Below are 19,198 nucleotides of genomic sequence, written 5' to 3'. Positions count from 1 at the left end.
CCGTCACCGTCACCGGGGTGCCCGCCGCGGCGCGGGTCGGGTGTCGGTGGGTGGTGCGATCATCCGGAGATGGCACTCACACAGACGGAAAAGCAAGAGTTTCTCGCGCGACCGCATGTGGCCGCGCTGTCGGTCGGGCTCCCCGATCGCGGACCGTTGACCGTTCCCATCTGGTACGCCTACGAGCCCGGTGGACGGCCCTGGATCACCACCCTGCCGGGGTCGACGAAGATGGCGGCGATCACCGCCGCCGGGCGCTTCGGGCTCATGGTCGACACGGTGGAACCCGAGGTGAAGTACGTCTCGGTGGAGGGCCCGGTCGCACGGGTCCAGACCTCCACCCCCGCTCAGGTGGAGGAGATGGCCGCCCGCTATCTGAGCGGCGACGCGCTCACGCAGTACCTGGCGTTCGCGCACGACCAGCTGGGCGAACACGTCACGGTGTGGCTGGAGCCCGAGCACTGGCTCGGCGCGCTCATCGGGTAGCGGACGTCTCGGCGTGCGGTCGTGCGGTGAGGCCGCCGACGAGCAGGGCGTAGATCAGCACGATGAGAATCGGCGCGGCCAGCGGCGCCCAGACGAGCTGGACCGGCACCAATGCGGCGGTGGCCGCGGCGATGGTGAACAGGATGGCCCCGCCCACCGAGGGGATCGTGGTGGGCACCACGCCGTCGGGGGCGTGCAGCACGGCCGCGTTCAACAGGTACGTGGTGGCGACCAGGCCCGTGGCGGCCGCCGCGATGACACCGATGTCGGCGAAGGCCAGCACACCGATCACCACCAGGACCGCGCCGATCGAGGCCGGGCGCCACCACCAGCTCGCGATGACCAGCGCCAGCGCGGCCAGCCCGGCCGGTGGATTGATCAGCGCGACAGCGGCCACGAGCAGCAGACCGGCGAGCAGGGCGAGGAAACGGATCATCGGCGCACCCGGACCGTGCGGCGGTGCTGGGGCAGCAGGCGCATGGCCTGGTCGAGCCGGGTCTCCTCCGGCCAGGCGATGATGTCGACACCGATGGTGCCCATGTCGCGATACATCGAGGCGCGCTCGAGCTGCCACATCTTGGCCATGGTCGGGTCGAGTCCCTCCTCGAACGGGGTGCCGCGCAGCACGTCCACCGCGACGACGACGTGGCCGCGCTTGCGCAGGTCGATCAGCGCGAGCGCGAACTGGGTGTCGAGCAGGGTGGAGAACGCGACGACGATCGCGCCGATCGGCACCGCGGCGTGCGGGGCCAGGGTGCCGGTGGTGTCGACGTGTTCGTCGCCGACGCCAAGGACGGTGTCGACGATGCGATAGAACTGCCTGCGGCCGATGTCGGGCCGCAGCCAGCGCGGCGAATCACCCAGGCACACCACGGCGGTGCGGTCACCGGCCTGCAGGGTGGACTGCACGACCTGGGCCGCGCCGCGCACCGACAGTTCCAGCGAGGCGGTGGCCGGGCCGGGCGCCTGCTGGGAGGTGTCGACGAGCACGACCACATCGGCGGAACGGTTGGTGAACCGCTCGGTGACGTAGAGCCTGCCGCGCCGCGCGCTCACCGGCCAGTTCACCGTACGCAGCTGATCACCCGGCGCGTAGGCGCGGATGTCGGCGTACTCGACGCCGGGACCGTGCTTGCGGGTCAGGTGGGTGCCGATGCGATCGGGAAGTTCGGTGCGCGGCAGGCGCATCCGCTGCGGGTCGGCGATCGGATACACGTACAGATTGGCCGCGGGCAGCTCGGCGGTGGCGACCGCGAGCCCGGCCGGGCTCAGCGCGGAAACCTTGACCTGCACCGGATACCGGCCCCAGCGCGCGGCCGAGAGCGACAGTTCCAGACCGGCGGGCGCCCCGCCGGAGTCGTGCGCGTCCTCCACCTCGAGGTTCAGGCCGTCCAGCGGCACCGGGGTCATCCGCAGCAGCGCGTGCCCGCTCTCGACGAAAGCCGCCGCGTTGCAGCCGATCACCTCGTTCTCGAAGCAGCGCACGGTGCCGCTGCCGTCGACCTGGATGCGGGTGCGGCCCTGCTGCCAGGGCGCGGTCGCGAGCACGCCGAGCATCGGCGCGGCGAAGACCACGAGCTGCCACTGGCCGCGCAGCACCGCGACGACCAGCGCCGCGGCGGCACAACCCGCCAGGATGAACACCAGGGGCGCGGGCCGCCAGCGCAGGTCGACCTCGACGGTCCTGGATTCGTCGCGGTGCTTCATGTGCTGGTGGCGCGGGGCACCGGTAGCCGGCGCAGCAGCTCGGTGATGACGTCCTCACCCCTGATCCGGCGCACCCACATCTCCGGGCGCAGCGTGATCCGGTGCGCCATCGCGGGCACCGCCAGCGCCTTCACGTCCTCCGGGATGACGTAGTCGCGCCCGAGCAGCAGCGCCCTGGCCCGCGACATCTGCACCAGATCGAGTTCGGCACGCGGGCTGGCCCCGACCTCCACCTGCGGATGACTGCGGGTGGCCGAGGCCAGCGCGACCACATAGTTCACGACATCGGGATGCACGGTGACGAACTCGACCGACTGGCGCATCTCCATCAGCCCGTGCGCGTCGACCACCTGGCCCACCTGCGGTGGGGTGGAACCGCGTTCGAGCCTGCGCCGGATCATCTGGGTCTCGTCCTGCTCGGACAGGTACCCCAGCCGCAGCTGGATGGCGAAGCGGTCGAGCTGGGCCTCGGGCAGCGGGTAGGTGCCCTCGTACTCGATCGGGTTGTCGGTGGCCAGCACGATGAACGGCTGTGGCAGCAGGAAGGTTTCGCCGTCGATGCTGACCTGGCCCTCGGCCATGGCCTCGAGCAGCGCCGCCTGGGTCTTGGGCGGGGTGCGGTTGATCTCGTCGGCGAGCAGGACATTGGTGAAGACCGGACCGCGACGGAAGTTGAACCGGCCCGAGGACATGTCGTAGATCGTCGAACCGAGCAGGTCGGCGGGCAGTAAATCGGGCGTGAACTGCACGCGGGTGAAATCCAGGCCGAGCGCGGCCGCGAAGGACCGCGCGATCAGCGTCTTGCCCAGACCTGGCAGGTCCTCGATGAGGATGTGTCCTCCGGACAGCACGGCGATCATGATGAGCTGCATCTCATCTCGCTTGCCGACCACGACTCGGCCCAGCTCACGCAGCACGGCGTCGGAGCGCTGGACGGTCACGTTCAACGGCATTGTCATCGGTGGCCTCTAACCCCTCACATCGTCTGCAATCGGCGCAGGATCTCGTCCAGCGCCTCCCTACCCGGTGCGCGACCGGTCTGGTCGCGCAATGCCGAGTTCGCCGGATCGACCCAGCGCCACAGTTCAGGACCGAACTGCAGCTGACCGGCGGCTTCGGTGGCTCTGCGGTTCTTGGCGACGCGCAGGCCGGTGGACAGTTCGAACTCCTTGGCCAGCAGGGGGCGCAGGTGGCGGTCCCAGTCGGCGCGGGTGCCGTCGGCGCGGGCGGTGAGCATCTCCGCGCGCGCGTGCCAACGGCCCAGCATCTCGGCCGGGCCGTTGTCGATGTACTCGGTCAGCGGTTCCTCGCGCACCACGCGATGTCGCAGCGACCAGACCAGCATGCCCAGCGCGACGGCCACCGGCAGGGCCACGGCGAGCAGCACGAAGTCGCGTTCCAGTCGCACGAGCGCGATCTCGATCACCACCACGGCCACCACGGCGGTGGCGATCACCGAAGAACGCCCCATCCCTTGGCTTCCCTGCTCCAACGTCACGCCGGCACCAGCCTTCGCTGTAGATCGGTGAGCACGATGCGCAGCAGCTGCTCGGCGCGCATGCGCTGCCATTCGAGCATCGAGTGCGGGCTGAAGCGCGCCTCCTCGAACAGAGCGACCAGCTCGCGGGCCGAAGCGTCGTGCAGCACACCGCTTTCGAAGGCGCGGGCGAGCACTTCCATCGGGGTGTCGGAGGCTTTCGGCCGGGCGGCGAGGTCGCTGGACAGGCCGCGTTCCATCGCCACGTAACAGGCGATGATGGCGGTGCGCGGGTCCTGACCCGGCGCGTTCATCGCGGCCAGGCCCATCTCGGCGGCGCGGGTGAGCGAATCCACCTCGCTGGGCGTGGGTTCGGGCGCGGCGGCGGTGGGCGGCGGGATCTCCCGGCGCGCGGCCACCGCGACGACCACCAGACCGACCAGCGCGACCCCGATCAGCACCACGGCCAGCACGATCGCGATCAGCATCGCGGTGCCGGTGAGGTCGTGGGCGCCGGTGGTCGGGTCGGGCGCGGGCGCGTCGGTGGGGGTGGGAACCGGGCCGGAACCCTCGGGCAGCGTCTCGGAGGCGGGCCGCATCGGGCGCGCGCCCGGCAGCAGGAACAGCGCGGTGACGCCCCCGGCGAACACCAGCGCCACCACCGCGATGGCGATCGGCGCGAGCACCGCCATCCGGCGCCACCGGAAGCGGGGCAGGGCCTCGCGTTCGTGTTGCGGCATGGCCAGCGGCAGACGATGCTGACTGGCGATCACCCCGGCGACCAGGATGACGATGGACACCAGCAGCAGCACCGGCATCACCGCGACCAGCAGCGGATTCGGCGGGCCGGACGTGCTGTCGCCGCCCGCCTCCGGCAGATAGCCCTGTAGTGCGATGGTCGCGCCGGCTACCAGTGCGATCACGACGATCGCCCGCGGTATGGGCTGATTCACCCCGATCACAGCTGTACCACCAAACCCCAGTGCCTGCACAAAACAGCCACATAGTTACATGCCGAGTGGTTCGCTCGGGAGGAAATCGGTTCTTTTGGATTACCTCCCCTTTATTGTCCTCCCGCACTAGGGCGTTTGGTGAGCGGAACAAACGACCCTCGGCAACTGCCCGAGCCTGCTCGCCGTGCGCGCGAGCTCCGTGACACCGGGTACACCCGATGTCAATTCGTCCGCTGGTTCGGCGGCGTGCACGGTGCACGGGATATCGGCGTCGTAGAGCACATCGACGAGGTTCACCAGCCGCATGGCCCAGTCCGCGGGGACCTCCCGCAGCGGTGGGACCGCGCACAGTGTCCACCGCCGGAAGCGCCTGGTCAGGGCGAGATAGTCGGCGGCGCCGGTCGGGACGCCGCACAGCTGCGTGAATCCGAAGGTCACCGCGTCGCCGTCGACGGCCAGCGCGCGGACCATGCGGCCGTTCCCCAGCTCGATGACGACACCGTCCGCTCCACGGTCGACGAACTCCGTGTCGAGGACATAGGCGCCCGCGACGAAGCCGGTGTCGCCGTGGCCGCCGAGAGTGCGGTAGTCGAGCGGGCCGTCGAGGGTGACGACGTCGAGATTGTCGAGGATGCGCGCGATGGTGGGCACGAACCGGTCGTGGAACAGCGGATTGGGCAACAGCTCGCCGGGCGCGTAGTTCGAGGTGACCACCAGGGTGCGGCGCTGGGCGAACAGGGTGTCGAGCAGTCGCGTGACCAGCATGGCGTCGCCGATATCGTTGACGTGGAACTCGTCGAAGCACACCAGATCCGCGTCGGCCAGCAGGGCCGCGACGGCGCGTTCGATCGACCCGAGTTCGTGATTGGCCGCGTGCAGGGCGGCGAAGAAGCTGTGGAAGTGGAAGCGGCGGGTGCGCTCGGAGCGCACGTCGGCGAGGAAGCGGTCCATCATCATCGTCTTGCCGCGCCCCGGCCTGCCGTGCAGGTAGAGGCCCCGATGCCGCTTGCGCGGCCTGCCGTGGCGGTCGAGCAGGGCGGCGAGCGCGTCGCCCACCGCCACCTGGGCCGGATCGAGAATCACCGTGTCGGTACCCATTGCCACCTCCTGGTCCTCTACAGTTGTAGAGGACCAGCCGACGGCCGACCAGCGAAGGTGACGATGTCCACAGACCGGCGCAGCCAGATCGTGCGCGGCGCGATCGATCTCATCGCCGCGCGCGGTATCCGCGCCCTCACCCACCGCGCCGTCGATACCCACCTCGAGCTGCCGCCCGGCTCGACCTCGTACTACTTCCGCACCAGGAACGCCCTGATCGAAGCGGTCGCCGACGGCATCACCGCCCGCTCACGCGCCGATTTCGCGGCGGCGCGCGCACTGTCGGCACTGCCGGGCGAGGCCGCGATCGGCGATCCGGTGCAGGTCGCGCGCGATATCGCCGCCTGGCTGGCCGAGCTGCTCACCGACCGCCGCAACGATCTCGTGGCCCGGCACGCGCTGCTCATCGAGGTGCGCTCCGACCCCGGCCTGCACGCGCGCCTGGCGGGCAGCCTGTTCTCCCTCGACCGCGCGACCGAGCTGTTCACCGCGCTGGGCGCCCCCGACCCCGCCCGCGCGGCGGGAGACTTCCTGGCCCTGCTCGAGGGGCTGGTCTTCGACCGCTTCGCGGGCCTGCGTGCGGACCGCCCGGTCACCGTCGCCGAGCTGGCCGGTCCGGTCTCACAGTTTCTGGCAACCGCGAATAGTGACTATTCCCAACCATATTCCGAATAGGGTTCGGCGGAATCGAGTGCGGCAATTCCGAGAGCCGAATATTCGATCAGATCGGCCGGAAGATCGTGCAGCGTAAACCACTGCAGCGCATAGCATTTTTCGGGTTCCCGATTGAAAGGCTCGCCCTGCCAACGTTCGGTCCGGAAGAACAGCCCGAGCCGCGAATCCCGGCCCGGCGCGGTGACATGGGCGACATGCACCAGCCGCAGATCGGCGGGATCGATCGCCACCCCCACCTCCTCGGCCGCCTCGCGCGCCGCCCCCACCCGCGCGGACTCCCCCGCCTCCAGCTTGCCCGAGGGCAGATGCCAGCGATTGTCGTACTTGTCGCCGCTACGACGCAGACTCAACAGAATCTGATCCCCCCGGATCAGCAGGAGATGGGCATCGACGACATGGCGTGTGATCACCCACCGAGCCTACGAACCCGCCGAGCGCGCGGTAGGCGAGAATCGCTCGATGGCAAGCGATCCCCTCATGCTGATCCACGATCCCGAACGTCTCGCCCAGGGTGAACGGGTGCTCGGCGCCGAGTTCTCCGCGATGCACCAGCGCGTTCTCGCGGTCACCGCGCTCACCGCCCGCCTCAATGCCACGCCCTTCGACGACGAACCGGCCAAGGCCGCGCTATTCGAGCAGATCCTGGGCCGCCCGCTCCCGGCGGGCGTCACCATCTACCCGCCCTTCTACACCGACCACGGTCTCAACCTGGACCTGGCCGAGCGGGTGTTCGTCAACCAGGGCTGCACGTTCCTCGACTACGCGGGCATCCGGCTCGGGCGCGGCGTGATGATCGGGCCCAAGGCCACCTTCATCACCATGGGCCATCCCGTGGACCCCGAAGAACGCCGCCGCGTCCTCACCGGCGCGCCGATCGACATCGCCGAGAATGTCTGGATCGGCGCGGGTGCCACCATCCTGCCCGGCGTCAGCATCGGGCGCGATGCCGTGATCGCCGCGGGTGCCGTGGTGGCCGACGACGTGCCCGCGGCGAGTCTGGTGACCGGGCCCAAGGCCATGGTCAACCGCACCTGGTAGCCGGCCCCGCCTATGCGGTGAGGACCAGGCCGGAGGTGGGGACGCCGGTGCCCGCGGTGACGAGGATGCGCTCGAGGGCGTCGACCTGGTTGACCGAGGTGCCGCGGATCTGGCGGACCGCTTCGGCGATGCCGTTCATGCCGTGGATGTAGGCCTCGCCGAGCTGGCCGCCGTGGGTGTTGAGCGGGAGGCGGCCGCCGAGTTCGATGGCGCCGTCGGCGATGAAGTCCTTGGCCTCGCCTCGAGCACAGAAGCCCAGTTCCTCGAGCTGCATGAGGACGAAGGGGGTGAAGTGGTCGTAGAGGATGGCCGCTTGCATGTCGGCGGCGGTCAGGCCGCTCTGGGCCCACAGCTGGTCACCGACCAGGCCCATTTCCGGCAGGCCGGTCATGGCGTCGCGGTAGTAGCTGGTCATCACGTACTGGTCGGCGCCGCTGCCCTGCGCGGCGGCGGCGATGATGGCCGGACGCTGCGGGAGATCCTTGGCGCGTTCGGCGCTGGTGACCACGATGGCCACGCCGCCGTCGGATTCCTGGCAGCAGTCCAGCAGGTGCAGCGGTTCGGCGATCCAGCGCGATTGCTGGTGCTGTTCCAGGGTGATCGGCTTGCCGTGGAAGAAGGCGTTCGGGTTCACCGCGGCGTGCTTGCGGTCGGCCACCGCCACAGCGCCGAAGTCGGCACTGGTCGCCCCGGTGACGTGCATGTACCGGCGCGCGACCATGGCCACCTGCGCGGCCGGAGTGCCGAGACCCTGCGGATAGGCCCAGCCCGCGTCGATGCCCGACGAGGTGGGCGCGGCGGCCAGCGCGGGCGAGAACTGCCCGAACCGGGCCCCGGAGCGCTCGTTGAACGCGCGATAGGCCACCACCACATCGGCCACCCCGGTGGCCACCGCCATCGCCGCCTGCTGCACGGTGGCGCAGGCCGCGCCACCGCCGTAGCCGATGTGGCTGAAGAACTTCAGGCTCGGGATACCGACGGCCCTGGCCACGGCGGCCTGGGTGTTGGTGTCCATGGTGAAGGTGGTCAGGCCGTCGACATCGGCGGGGGTGAGTCCGGCGTCGGCGAGGGCGGCGCTGACGGCCTCCGCGGCCAGGCGCAGCTCACTGCGGCCGGAGTCCTTGGAGAAGTCGGTGGCCCCGATCCCCACGATCGCCGCGTGTCCGGACAGTCCCGGCGTGGTACCACTCATTTCGCCTCCAGTGCGGGAATGTCGATGACGGCGGTGGCGGTGATGTGCTCACCGAGGCTGTCGCGGCCCCGCACGTCGAGGGTGATCCGGGTGCCGTCGATCTCGGTGACAGTGCCCGAAAGGGTCAGCGTGTCACCGGAATACAGCGGCACCCCCAACCGCAGCGCGATCGACTTCACCAGCGCGGCCGGCCCCGCCCAGTCGGTGACGAAGCGCTGCACCAGGCCGGTGTCGGTGAGGATGTTGACGAAGATGTCACTGGACCCGCGCTCGACCGCCTTGTCACGGTCGTGGTGCACGTCCTGGAAGTCCCTGGTGGCCAGGGCGGTGCTGATCACGAAGGTGGGATCGGCGTGGATCACCAGCTCCGGTAACGGGGTACCCACCGCCAGGGCGGTGAGATCGACGGTGGAGGTCATCGTGGCGTCCTTTCCGGACGGCGGCGCGCTGCGCGCGAGACGGCGCGGCGAGCTACGGGCAGGCTGGTCGATCGCGTGGGCGGCCCCGCACAGCGGTGGCGGGCGGATAGCGGGCCGGCGTCCGCGCTCATCCGGCAGCCCGCCAGTACGGGAGCACCGTGCCGTCGGGCAGCCGCTCGAAGGCCGCCCGCACCGGTGTCCCGATGGTCACCTCGGCGGGATCGATGCCGCGCAGCTCACCGAGCATGCGCACGCCCTCGTCGAGTTCGACCAGCGCCACCACGAACGGCAAGTCGCGGCCGGGCACCTTGGGCGCGTGGTGCACGACGAAGCTGAACACCTCACCGGTGCCCGCGGCGACGACGTAGTCGGTGGTCTCGGCCTTGTCCTGCCACAGCGCGGGCACCGGCGGATGACGCAGCGAGCCGTCGGGCAGACGCTGGATGCGCAGCTCACCGAGTTCGGTACCGGCCCAGAAGAATTCGGTGTCCTCGGAGATCACCGGACCCACCCGGCCCTCGGCGGCGAGCGGGATGTCGCCGGTCGCGGGCGCGTCCTTGGCGGCGGGCGCGAATTTCAGGATGCGGAACAGCATCTCGGTGACCACCTCGTCACCGACCGACCAGGTGGTGGTGAAGGTGAGGAACCAGCCGTCGCCGAGCCCGGTCCGCTTGGGGCCCTTGAACTCCGAGAGCCTGCTGGTGACGGTCACCTCCTCGCCGGGACGCAGATAGCGGTGGTAGGTCTGCTCGCAGTTGGTGCCGACCACCGAGGTGTAGCCCGCGTCGTCGAGCAGCTGAGTGGCCAGGCCGAGCGGGTCGTCGGCGGTGCGCCTGCCGTGCAGGCCGTTCATCGTCCACACCTGCGCCATGGCGGGCGGGGCGACGATCCCGGGGTGACCGGCAGCCTTGGCCGCGGCCTCGTCGACGTAGATCGGGTTGGTGTCGCCGATCGCCTCGACCCAGTTGTTGATCATCGGCTGGTTCACCGGATCGCGGCCCGCGCGCGGCGCGGATTCCCCCGCCGCCGCCAGCTCGGTCAGCGCCTCGGGGATGTCTTCGGGGGCGATGCTGTCCGGCACGCGCGGCTCCTTGCTCATCGGGGAACGCGCGGCAGTTCCAGGCCGGCCGAGGCCACCAGTTCGCGCATGATCTCGTTGACGCCGCCGCCGAAGGTGACGACGAGGTTCTGCTTGGTCCGCCGGTCCAGCCAGTCCAGCAGTTCGGCGGTGCCCGGCTCGGCCGGGTCGCCGTAGCGGCCCACGATCTCCTCGACGATCCGGCCCGCGTCCTGCAGCGCCTCGGTGGAGAAGATCTTGGTGGCCGAGGCGTCGGCGATCACGGTGTTCTGCGCGGCGGCCGGGTCGGCGGCGGCGACCTGCCAGTTCAGTAATTCATTGAGCCGCACCATGGTCCGCACGCGACCCAGCGCGCGCCGGACCTCCGGTTCACCGAGCAGATCGTGTTCGGCCGACCAGTCCTTCAACCGGTCGTAGAGCTGCTCGATCTTGCCCGAGGGGCCCAGGCTCACGCGCTCGTGATTGAGCTGGGTGGTGATCAGCCGCCAGCCGCGGTTCTCCTCGCCGATCAGCATCTCCGCCGGAACCCGCACATCGTCGAAGTAGGTGGCGTTGGTGTGGTGGGCGCCGTCGCAGGTGATGATCGGCGTCCAGGAGTAGCCGGGCTGCTTGGTATCGACGATGAGGATCGTGATGCCGCGGTGACGCGACTCGACGGTGCCGGTGCGGCAGGCCAGCCAGACGTAGTCGGCCTCGTGCGCGCCGGTAGTGAAGATCTTCTGCCCGTTGACGATCCAGTCGCCGTCGCCGTCGCGCACCGCGGTGGTGCGCAGCGCGGCCAGGTCGGTGCCCGCCTCCGGTTCGGAGTAGCCGATGGCGAAATGGATGTCACCGGAGAGGATTCCGGGCAGGAACTTGCGCTTCTGTTCGTCGGTGCCATACTTCTGCAGCGTCGGGCCCACGGTCAGCAGGGTCACCAGCGGCAGCGGCACGTCGGCGCGCACGGCCTCGTTGAAGAAGATCTGCTGTTCCATCGGGCCGAAGCCCTGGCCGCCGAACTCCTTCGGCCAGCCGACACCGAGCCAGCCGTCGCGGCCCATCCGGCGCACCACCTCGCGGTAGGCGTCGCCGTGCCGGTTGATCGCCATCTCGGCGTGTTCGGCCGGGGTGACCAGATCGGCGAAATAGGAACGCAATTCTTCGCGCAACCGCCGCTGTTCGGCGGTCAGATCGATGAACATCTTGCTCCCAGAAGGTCGAGGCGCAGCCCCGCACCGCCGAGCAGACGGGCGAGATCCTTGGCCTGTGAGTAGTACCGGTGCATCGGGTGGGTGATATCCACACCGAGCCCACCGTGCAGGTGATGACATTTCTGCATGGCGCGCGGGACTTCCGCGGCCGCCCAGTAGGCCAGCACATCGAGGTCCTCGTCGATGCGCTGACGCCGCTCGGGCGACGAATCATCCTGTGCCAGCGCCCAGCACGCCGATTCGGCCGCCACGTGCAGGGTGCGCGAGACGACGTAGAGATCGGCGATCTGCTGGGCGACGGCCTGGAACTCGGCCAGCGGCCTGCCGAACTGTTCGCGGGTGCGCACATGTTCGGCGGTGAGCGTGAGCGCGCCCTTGAGCAGCCCGTCCGCGACGGCACCGATGGTCGCCAGGGCGTGGCGGTGCAGGGTAGGCAGCGCGTCGGGCAGCAGCTGGTCGGCGGGGATCTCGACCTCGTCGAGCACCAGCGTCGCCTCCGGGATACCGGCCGATCCGGCGACCGGGATGATCTCCAGTCCCGGCGCCACCGAATCCACCAGTGCCACACCGTGATCGGTGGGCACCAGAATCCAGCGGGCCTGTTCGGCGTAGATCACCCCGACCTTGCGGCCGGTGATCCGCACGGTGTCGCCGGTGCGCACGGCCTTGGTGGTCGGCGCGGTGGTGAACGGCGCGCCCGCCTCATTGAGCGCGGCGGTGAGCACGGTGCCCTTGCCGACCTCGGCGAGCACGCGTTCGGCCACCTCGTCGGACAGCTGCGACACCAGCGGCAGCACACCGAACCCGAAGGTCGGCAGCGCGGGCACCGCGACGGCGTCGGTGGCCAGCTCCATGAGCAGCGCCGACACCTCCAGCAGGCCCATGCCGTCGCCACCGAAACGCTCGGGCACGGGGACCGCGAGCAGGCCGGAGTCGATCAGGCTGGGCCACAATTGCATATCGCGCGCCTGCTCGCGTTCGAGCAGGCTCACGACCACCTCGGCTACTGCGTCGGCGCTTTCGTCGCGGGTGAAGTCCACGGCGTCCTCCCTCATCGAGCTAACTGTCCGCATCGCGCGGCAGGCCGAGAATCCGTTCGGCGGCCACGGTCAGCAGAATCTGCTCGGTCCCGCCGGCAATCGAGAGACAGCGTGTGAGCAAGAATTCTTTCAGAGCGTCACTGTCCAGGGAACCTTCTTCGCCGGAAAGTTCGAGCGCGTATTCGGCCAGATCCTGTCGATGCCGGACGCCGACGAGCTTGCGGACGCTGGCTTGGGCGCCCGCGTCGACACCGGCCATCGCCGCCACCGCGATCCGTTGCTCCAGCAACGAACCCGCGACCGACGAGGTGATCAGGGCCCCGAAACGGTCCTCGCGCAGTTCTGTTCCCCAGCCGCCGGCCGGGAAACGGTCGAGCAGCGCTTCGAGCGCACCGCCGATTCCGCCGCCGCCCATGGCGACCCGTTCGGCCGACAGCGTCGTGCGCGCGATCTTCCAGCCGTTGTTCAGGTCACCGACCAGGCAGTCGTCGGGCACGAACACGTCGTCGAGGAAGACCTCGCTGAAGCGGTCCTCGCCGGTGATCTGCACCAGCGGGCGCACCTGCACGCCGGGCGCGCGCATGTCGACCAGGAAGTAGCTGATGCCGCGATGCTTGGCGGCACTCGGGTCGGTGCGGGCCAGGCAGATGCCCCAGTTGGCCAGCGAGCCCAGCGAGGTCCACACCTTCTGGCCGCGCAGCCGCCAGCCGCCGTCGACGCGTTCGGCGGTGGTGCGCAGCGCGGCCAGATCGGAACCGGCGCCGGGTTCGCTGAACAGCTGACACCAGGTGACCTCACCGTGCAGGGTCGGCCAGACGAAGCGCTCGATCTGCTCGGGGGTGCCGAAGCGCAGCAGAGTGGGCACGGCCCAGCCCGCGACCGCGAGATCCGGGGTCGCCAGCTCGGCGCGGCGCAGTTGTTCGGCGATCTGCAGGCAGGTCATCGGGTCGGCGCCGCGGCCGTAGGGGGCGGGCCAGTGCGGCATGACCAGGCCCGCCTCGACCAGGGCGCGCGGCTGTTCGGCGGCATCCAGGGCGGCGATGGCGGCGATCTCGGCGGCCAGCGCGGAATCGCCGGTGTCGTCACCGAGCACCCGCTCGGCGCCGGTGGTGCGCCGCTGACCGGCGCGGGTGAGCTCGGTGACGCGGGCCCGCCAGCGCGCGGAGCCGCCGAGCAGCTGCCGCAGGGCGGCGGCCCGGCGCAGGTAGAAGTGCGCGTCGTGTTCCCAGGTGAAGCCGATGCCGCCGAGCACCTGGATGGCGTCCTTGGCGGTGTCGACCGCGGCGTCCAGGGCGACCGCGGCGGCGACCGCGGCGGCGATCGGCAGTTCGGCACCGCCCTCGTCGATCGCGGCGGCGGCGTCGGCGGCGACGGCGCGGATCAGCTCGGTGCGGCACAGCATCCAGGCGCAGATGTGCTTGATCGCCTGGAAGCTGCCGATCGGCTTGCCGAATTGCTCACGGACACGGGCATATTCGACCGCGGTGCGCAGGCACCAGCCCGCGACACCCGCCAGCTCGGCCACCGCGAGGGTGACGAACAGGTCGGTGACATCGGCCTCGGGCGCGAAGCCGCGCTCGGCGGGGACGGCCACCTCGGTGGCGGCGACCCGGGCCAGCGGCACGCTGTGGTCGCCGTGGATCAGCGGGATGACGCTCACCGCCTCGGGGGCGATCAGCAGCCAGCGGGTGCCGTCGACGGTGTTGGCAGGCACCAGGATCTGGGTCTCGGTGTCGGCGCCGTAGACGAAATCCCATGCGCCGGTGACGATCCAGCCGTCTTCGTCGGTGCCGGACGCCTTGGCGGCCTGCTCGTCGGCGGGCACCGCGACCGCGCACGGGGTGCCGCCGGCCAGGGCACCACCGGTGATCAGCCCGGCCAGCGCGGTGGCCAGCACCGGGCCGCCGACCAGGTCGGCGCCGGTCTGCTCCAGCATCACGGCCAGGTCGGCGACCGTGCCGCCGAGACCGCCATTGTCCTCGTCGAGGGCGACCGCGAACAGCCCGAACTCGCTCAGCGCGGGCCAGTACCCGCGCCAGGCGCCCGTGCCGCCGGCCCGCATTGTTGCAATCGGCGGATGCGAACTCGCCCAGCCCCGCAGCGACTCGGCGGCGGCTTTCTGCTCGTCAGTGGTGGCGATGGTCACAAGAAAATCCGCCCTTCCGGCGTGGTTCCCACTCCTAGAACATGTTCTAATATCTGAGCCGGGTATAAGTCAAGACACCTACACTCGGCGATGTTCCAGCGCACAGCGGCGTGCGGCACCACGACGAGAATGCACTCAGCGAAAGGGTTTCCACGATGGACAGTCCCGCCCCCACGCCCACCGTGACGACACTGTCCGAGGACGAGCTGAGTTCCAACGCGCAGCGTGAGCGCCGCAAGCGCATCCTCGACGCCACCCTGGCGCTGGCCTCCAAGGGCGGCTACGACGCCGTGCAGATGCGCGCGGTCGCCGAGCGCGCCGATGTGGCCGTCGGCACCCTGTACCGCTACTTCCCGTCCAAGGTCCACCTGCTCGTTTCCGCCCTGGCCAGGGAGTTCGAGCAGTTCGAGGGCAAGCGCAGGCCCCTACCCGGGGACGGCCCGTCCGAGCGCATGCACGGCCTGCTCACCCAGATCACCCGGATGATGCAGCGCGACCCGCTGCTCACCGAGGCCATGACCCGCGCGTTCATGTTCGCCGACGCCTCCGCCGCCGCCGAGGTGGACCGGGTCGGCAAGGTGATGGACCGCGTCTTCGCCCGCGCGATGAGCGACGGCGAGCCCGACGACCGCCAGCTCGCCATCGCCCGCGTCATCTCGGATGTGTGGCTGTCGAACCTGGTGGCCTGGCTCACCCGGCGGGCCTCGGCGACCGATGTCACAGAACGGCTCGAGCTCACCGTCGACCTGTTGCTGGGTGATCGCGGGTAGCGCCGCAAGACCGTCACAAATCGTCCACACCTGTTGACAGGGTCGGCTGTGCCGTTTCCAGTAGGAAGATGCATAGCCGACCCCGCATATGCAAAACATCGCATCTACCGGGCGAACGCGCCTCGCCGCAGGTGACGCGCGCGCACTGATCCCGGCCGTGCCGACCCCGGCGGGCGGTGCCGATCCGGATTTGCGGCGTGGTCGCGAGCGAGCGCCCGCACAACCCGCCGCGCCGCCCGCGCGCCAGAATTGACCCAGTATTGTTCTCGGCGACCCCTGATCAACTCCCCCGATCACTAGGTTGGATGCGTGAGCGCACAGGATCTGCCCTTGGATGTCCGCCGTGCACTGGCGTCGGTTGCACGCGTGCCACGGCTCTTGGTTGCTTCGGACTACGACGGGACAATCGCCCCGATCGTGTCCGACCCGGCGAAGGCCTTCCCGCATCGGGAATCGGTGAGCGCGCTACGCGCCCTGGCGGGGCTGCCCAACACCACCGCCGCGGTGATCTCCGGCCGGGCCCTACGTGACCTGGCGGCGCTGTCTCGCCTGCCGGTCGAGGTGCAGCTGATCGGCAGCCACGGCTCGGAGTTCGACGTGGGCTTCGTGCACGCCATCGACAACGACGCGCGGCAGCTGCTGGCCGAGATCCAGTCGGCCTTCGCCAAGATCGCCGCGGAGAACCCCGGCGTGACGGTGGAGACCAAACCCGCCAGTGCCGCCCTGCACGTGCGCAATGCCAGCCCCGAGATCGGCAGGCGCGCACTGACTTCGGTGCGTCAGGGCCCGGCCTGCTGGGTGGGTGTGCAGGTCACCGAGGGCAAGGCGGTGATCGAACTCGCCGTGGTCCCGACCGACAAGGGCACGGCGCTGGACACCATCCGGCATCAGGAAAGCGCCTCGGCCGCGGTGTTCTTCGGTGACGACGTCACCGACGAGAAGGCCTTCCGGGTGCTGTCCGGTCCCGATGTGGGCATCAAGGTCGGCGAGGGCGAGAGCCTGGCCAAGCTGCGGGTGGACTCCACCGAGGCCGTCGCGCGGGCCCTGGCCTTCCTGGTCGAGGAGCGCCGTACCTGGCTGGCCGGGGCCAGCGCGCCCCGCATCGAGCGGCTGACCATGCTGGCCAGCCCGCGCTCGGTCGCGCTGCTGACCCCCGACGCCACCGTCACCTGGTTCTGCCACCCCGAGCCGGATTCGGCGGCGGTGTTCGCCCACCTGCTCGGTGGCGCGGCGGCCGGGCACTTCACCGTGGCGCCCGAACGCGCGGGCCTGCCGCTGTCGCAGCGCTACGTGGACGGCACCATGACCGTCGAAACCCGCTGGGCCAGTTTGCAAGTGGTCGACTACCTGCCGCACGACGTGGCACCCGACCGCACTGATCTGACGCGCGTCATCAGCGGTGACGCCAAGGCCGTGGTGACTTTCGCGCCGCGCCCGGAGTTCGGCCAGGTGTCGGTGGGCATCGAGGCGGTGCCGGGCGGACTGCGGGTCAGCGGCACCAACGAGCCGATGGTGTTGCGCTCCAACGGAGTTCAGTGGGAGATCGTCTCCGACGGGATCTCCGAATCGGCGCGCGCGGTGGTCGATCCGTCGCAGGCGCCCGTGGTGCTCGAATTGCGCTGCGGGACCGCCGATCTGGCGCCCTCGATGACGCCGGAACCGCAGCGTCGTCAGCTCGCCGAACAGTACTGGTCGCAGTGGGCGGCCGGATTGCAGCTGCCGCCGCTGAAGCCTGATCTGATGAAACGCTCGGCGCTGACGCTGCGCGGGCTGGTGCACCGCCCGTCCGGTTCGATCCTGGCCGCCGCCACCACCTCGCTGCCCGAGGACATCGGCGGCGTGCGCAACTGGGACTACCGCTACTGCTGGCTGCGCGACGCCTCGCTGACCGCGCAGGCGCTGGTCACCCTGGGTTCGCTCACCGAGGCCGAGGAGTTCCTGGACTGGGTGCACAAGGTGCTGGCCACCCTGCCAGGGCCCGAGCGTCTGCACCCGCTGTACACGATCTACGGCGAGACGCTGCCGCCGGAAGCCGTCATCGACCTGCTGCCCGGCTACGCGGGCTCGCGGCCGGTGCGTGTGGGCAACGCGGCCAATATGCAGGTGCAGCTGGATGTGTTCGGGCCGATCGTCGACCTGATCACCTCCATGGCGCACGAGCGCGAGCGCCAAGGCGCCACCTCCCCGGCCAAGGCGCTGCCGGATGCCGACTGGGAACTCGTGCACGCCATGGTCTCGGCGGTGCAGCGGCGCTGGACCGAGCCCGACCACGGCATCTGGGAGATCCGCGGCAACCCGCGCCACCACGTGTACTCCAAGGTGATGGGCTGGCTGACCATCGACCGCGCGCTCACCCTGGCCGAGCGCTTCGACCGGCGACCCGACCCGGAATGGGCGCAGTTGCGCGATGTCATCGCCGAGGAGGTGAAGGCCAAGGGCTGGAACGAGCAGGTGCAGTCCTACACCGCCGCCTACGACGGCACCGACCTCGACGCCGCCACCCTGCACATCGGCCTGAGCGGCCTGATCGACCCGGCCGACCCGCGCTTCGCGGCCACCGTGGTCGCCACCGAGGCCGAGCTGCGCAGCGGCGCCACGGTCTACCGCTACCACCACGACGACGGGCTCCCCGGCGGCGAGGGCGGCTTCCACCTCTGCGCCGCCTGGCTCGTCGAGGCCTACCTCCTCATCGGCCGCCGCTCCGACGCCGAGGCCCTGTTCGCCCAGCTCGTCGCCGCCGCGGGCCCCACCGGCCTGCTCAGCGAGGAGTACGACCCGGTCGCCGAACGCTCCCTGGGCAACCACCCCCAGGCCTACAGCCACCTGGGCCTGCTCCGCTGCGCCCAACTGCTGAGCCAGCCGGCGAACGTGCTCGTCTGACGATCGCCGAAAAGCCGGGTCCGGAAATTCCGGGCCCGGCTTTTCGGTGTGGTTAGTGGTGGGTACCTGTGCCTGCTAATCTAAAACGGTAACGATTTCCATTATGATCTGGGGCACAGTGTCGGCGTGCCTGGATATGAGCACGGCCAGGAGTTCCGCGTGAAGAGTCGATTCGCCCGTTTGTGTGCCGGGGTCACGGTGGGGATCGTGGCGGGGGTTGTGCTCAGCGCGTGTGGTTCCGGTGGCGAGGACGACGGGAGTGTGTCGGTCGTGGCGTCCACGAATGTGTGGGGGTCGATCGCGAGTGCGGTGGCGGGGCCGGATGTGCGGGTGACCTCGATCATCAATGATCCCGCCGCCGATCCGCATTCGTTCGAGACCTCGGCCACCGATACCGCCAAGATCAGCGACGCGGATCTGGTCGTGTTCAACGGTGGGCACTACGACGAGTTCATCGAGAAGGCGATCTCCGGTAAGGACAAGCGGACCGTCGAGGCGTTCGCGCAGCGTCCGGACAAGGGCGACGACAACGAGCACGTCTGGTACGACGTGCGCACCGTCGCCGCGGTCGCCGACAGCATCGCCGCCCAGCTCGGCGAGATCGACGGTGCCAACGCGGCCGGCTACACCGAGCGGGCCACCACCTTCAAGAACCAGCTGATCGGCGTCAGCACCATCACCGGGACCATCGCGACCCAGCATCCGAACGCGCCGGTCGCGCAGTCCGAGCCGCTCGCGCACTACCTGCTGGTGGCCGCGACCGCGCAGGACAAGACCCCGCACGAGTTCCAGGAAGCGATCGAGCAGGAGACCGACCCGGCGCCCGCCGCCGTGGCCGCGACCCGCGACCTGATCAGCGGCAAGCAGGTCAAGGCCCTGATCTACAACATCCAGACCCAGGACAAGATCACCCAGGACCTGCGCGCCACCGCCCAGTCCGCGGGCATCCCGGTCGTCGAGGTGACCGAGACGCTGCCCGAGGGTGTCGACTACATCCAGTGGCAGACCGCCAACGCCAAGGCGCTCGCCGCGGCCCTGCGCTGAGGAGT

At 70.0% G+C, this 19,198-nt stretch carries 19 protein-coding genes; 6 read left to right on the top strand and 13 right to left on the bottom strand.

What is annotated here, in order from left to right:
- Window positions 1-69 precede the first annotated feature (69 nt).
- Complete coding sequence (locus ACFC06_RS20195) at window positions 70-486, top strand: pyridoxamine 5'-phosphate oxidase family protein (RefSeq protein WP_375933247.1); 417 nt, start codon at window positions 70-72, stop codon at window positions 484-486.
- On the opposite strand, the gene ACFC06_RS20190 is transcribed toward ACFC06_RS20195, so the two are convergent.
- The 6 genes from ACFC06_RS20190 to zapE all read right to left on the bottom strand — a co-directional run bounded on the left by ACFC06_RS20190 (window position 476) and on the right by zapE (window position 5,721).
- A complete protein-coding gene (locus ACFC06_RS20190; protein ID WP_375933244.1) occupies window positions 476-922 on the bottom strand; it encodes a hypothetical protein in 447 nt (148 codons plus the stop codon). The genes ACFC06_RS20195 and ACFC06_RS20190 overlap by 11 nt on opposite strands.
- On the bottom strand, window positions 919-2,193 hold the full coding sequence (locus tag ACFC06_RS20185; protein WP_375933241.1) for a DUF58 domain-containing protein: 1,275 nt from the start codon (window positions 2,191-2,193) through the stop codon (window positions 919-921). The genes ACFC06_RS20190 and ACFC06_RS20185 overlap by 4 nt, the downstream gene beginning before the upstream one ends.
- Entirely contained in the window at window positions 2,190-3,152 is a 963-nt protein-coding gene (locus ACFC06_RS20180; protein ID WP_278260457.1) for a MoxR family ATPase, read from the bottom strand. Before ACFC06_RS20180 ends, ACFC06_RS20185 begins: the two co-directional genes overlap by 4 nt.
- A 17-nt stretch (window positions 3,153-3,169) precedes the next feature.
- Window positions 3,170-3,664: a hypothetical protein gene (locus tag ACFC06_RS20175; RefSeq protein ID WP_375933238.1), complete on the bottom strand. Its 495-nt coding sequence runs from the start codon at window positions 3,662-3,664 to the stop codon at window positions 3,170-3,172.
- Window positions 3,665-3,687: 23 nt separating this feature from the next.
- On the bottom strand, window positions 3,688-4,593 hold the full coding sequence (locus tag ACFC06_RS20170; protein WP_375933235.1) for a DUF4129 domain-containing protein: 906 nt from the start codon (window positions 4,591-4,593) through the stop codon (window positions 3,688-3,690).
- A gap of 156 nt (window positions 4,594-4,749) precedes the next feature.
- Window positions 4,750-5,721 carry a cell division protein ZapE gene (zapE, locus tag ACFC06_RS20165; RefSeq protein ID WP_375933232.1) on the bottom strand — a complete coding sequence of 324 codons (972 nt, stop codon included), beginning with the start codon at window positions 5,719-5,721 and terminating at the stop codon, window positions 4,750-4,752.
- A gap of 63 nt (window positions 5,722-5,784) precedes the next feature.
- On the opposite strand from zapE, the gene ACFC06_RS20160 reads away from it, so the two are divergent.
- Window positions 5,785-6,396, top strand: coding sequence for a TetR/AcrR family transcriptional regulator (locus tag ACFC06_RS20160; RefSeq protein WP_375933229.1), 612 nt, complete (start codon window positions 5,785-5,787; stop codon window positions 6,394-6,396).
- Here ACFC06_RS20160 and ACFC06_RS20155 read toward each other — a convergent pair.
- Window positions 6,372-6,806, bottom strand: a complete 435-nt coding sequence (locus ACFC06_RS20155) for an NUDIX domain-containing protein (RefSeq protein WP_375933226.1) — start codon at window positions 6,804-6,806, stop codon at window positions 6,372-6,374. The two genes, ACFC06_RS20160 and ACFC06_RS20155, sit on opposite strands and share 25 nt — an antisense overlap.
- 49 nt (window positions 6,807-6,855) lie before the next feature.
- Between ACFC06_RS20155 and ACFC06_RS20150 the strand changes: the two genes are divergently transcribed.
- Complete coding sequence (locus ACFC06_RS20150) at window positions 6,856-7,434, top strand: DapH/DapD/GlmU-related protein (RefSeq protein WP_375933223.1); 579 nt, start codon at window positions 6,856-6,858, stop codon at window positions 7,432-7,434.
- Between the two features lie 10 nt (window positions 7,435-7,444).
- Here ACFC06_RS20150 and ACFC06_RS20145 read toward each other — a convergent pair whose 3' ends face one another.
- The 6 genes from ACFC06_RS20145 to ACFC06_RS20120 form a co-directional block, all read right to left on the bottom strand.
- Window positions 7,445-8,626 (bottom strand): lipid-transfer protein, encoded by a 1,182-nt coding sequence (locus ACFC06_RS20145; protein ID WP_375933220.1) that lies wholly within the window; start codon window positions 8,624-8,626, stop codon window positions 7,445-7,447.
- Window positions 8,623-9,045, bottom strand: a complete 423-nt coding sequence (locus ACFC06_RS20140) for a MaoC family dehydratase (protein ID WP_375933217.1) — start codon at window positions 9,043-9,045, stop codon at window positions 8,623-8,625. Before ACFC06_RS20140 ends, ACFC06_RS20145 begins: the two co-directional genes overlap by 4 nt.
- Window positions 9,046-9,172: 127 nt before the next feature.
- The gene (locus ACFC06_RS20135; protein WP_375933215.1) at window positions 9,173-10,126 is read right to left on the bottom strand and encodes a bifunctional MaoC family dehydratase N-terminal/OB-fold nucleic acid binding domain-containing protein; all 954 of its coding nucleotides are present in this window, start codon (window positions 10,124-10,126) and stop codon (window positions 9,173-9,175) included.
- A gap of 14 nt (window positions 10,127-10,140) precedes the next feature.
- Entirely contained in the window at window positions 10,141-11,304 is a 1,164-nt protein-coding gene (locus ACFC06_RS20130; RefSeq protein WP_375933212.1) for an acyl-CoA dehydrogenase family protein, read from the bottom strand.
- Window positions 11,289-12,368, bottom strand: coding sequence for an acyl-CoA dehydrogenase family protein (locus tag ACFC06_RS20125; RefSeq protein ID WP_375933209.1), 1,080 nt, complete (start codon window positions 12,366-12,368; stop codon window positions 11,289-11,291). Before ACFC06_RS20125 ends, ACFC06_RS20130 begins: the two co-directional genes overlap by 16 nt.
- Window positions 12,369-12,372: 4 nt before the next feature.
- A complete protein-coding gene (locus ACFC06_RS20120; RefSeq protein ID WP_375933206.1) occupies window positions 12,373-14,499 on the bottom strand; it encodes an acyl-CoA dehydrogenase in 2,127 nt (708 codons plus the stop codon).
- Window positions 14,500-14,654: 155 nt separating this feature from the next.
- Here ACFC06_RS20120 and kstR point away from each other — a divergent pair, with 155 nt between their 5' ends.
- The 3 genes from kstR to ACFC06_RS20105 all read left to right on the top strand — a co-directional run bounded on the left by kstR (window position 14,655) and on the right by ACFC06_RS20105 (window position 19,193).
- Entirely contained in the window at window positions 14,655-15,269 is a 615-nt protein-coding gene (gene kstR, locus ACFC06_RS20115) for a cholesterol catabolism transcriptional regulator KstR (protein WP_278260470.1), read from the top strand.
- A 309-nt stretch (window positions 15,270-15,578) separates the two neighbouring features.
- Window positions 15,579-18,149, top strand: a complete 2,571-nt coding sequence (otsB, locus tag ACFC06_RS20110) for a trehalose-phosphatase (protein ID WP_375933202.1) — start codon at window positions 15,579-15,581, stop codon at window positions 18,147-18,149.
- Window positions 18,150-18,308: 159 nt separating this feature from the next.
- Window positions 18,309-19,193, top strand: coding sequence for a metal ABC transporter solute-binding protein, Zn/Mn family (locus ACFC06_RS20105; protein ID WP_375933199.1), 885 nt, complete (start codon window positions 18,309-18,311; stop codon window positions 19,191-19,193).
- Window positions 19,194-19,198: the final 5 nt, after the last annotated feature.

The organism is Nocardia sp. NPDC056064 (assembly GCF_042266925.1).
Taxonomy (GTDB): domain Bacteria; phylum Actinomycetota; class Actinomycetes; order Mycobacteriales; family Mycobacteriaceae; genus Nocardia.
This window is presented reverse-complemented; position numbering and strand designations above follow the sequence as displayed.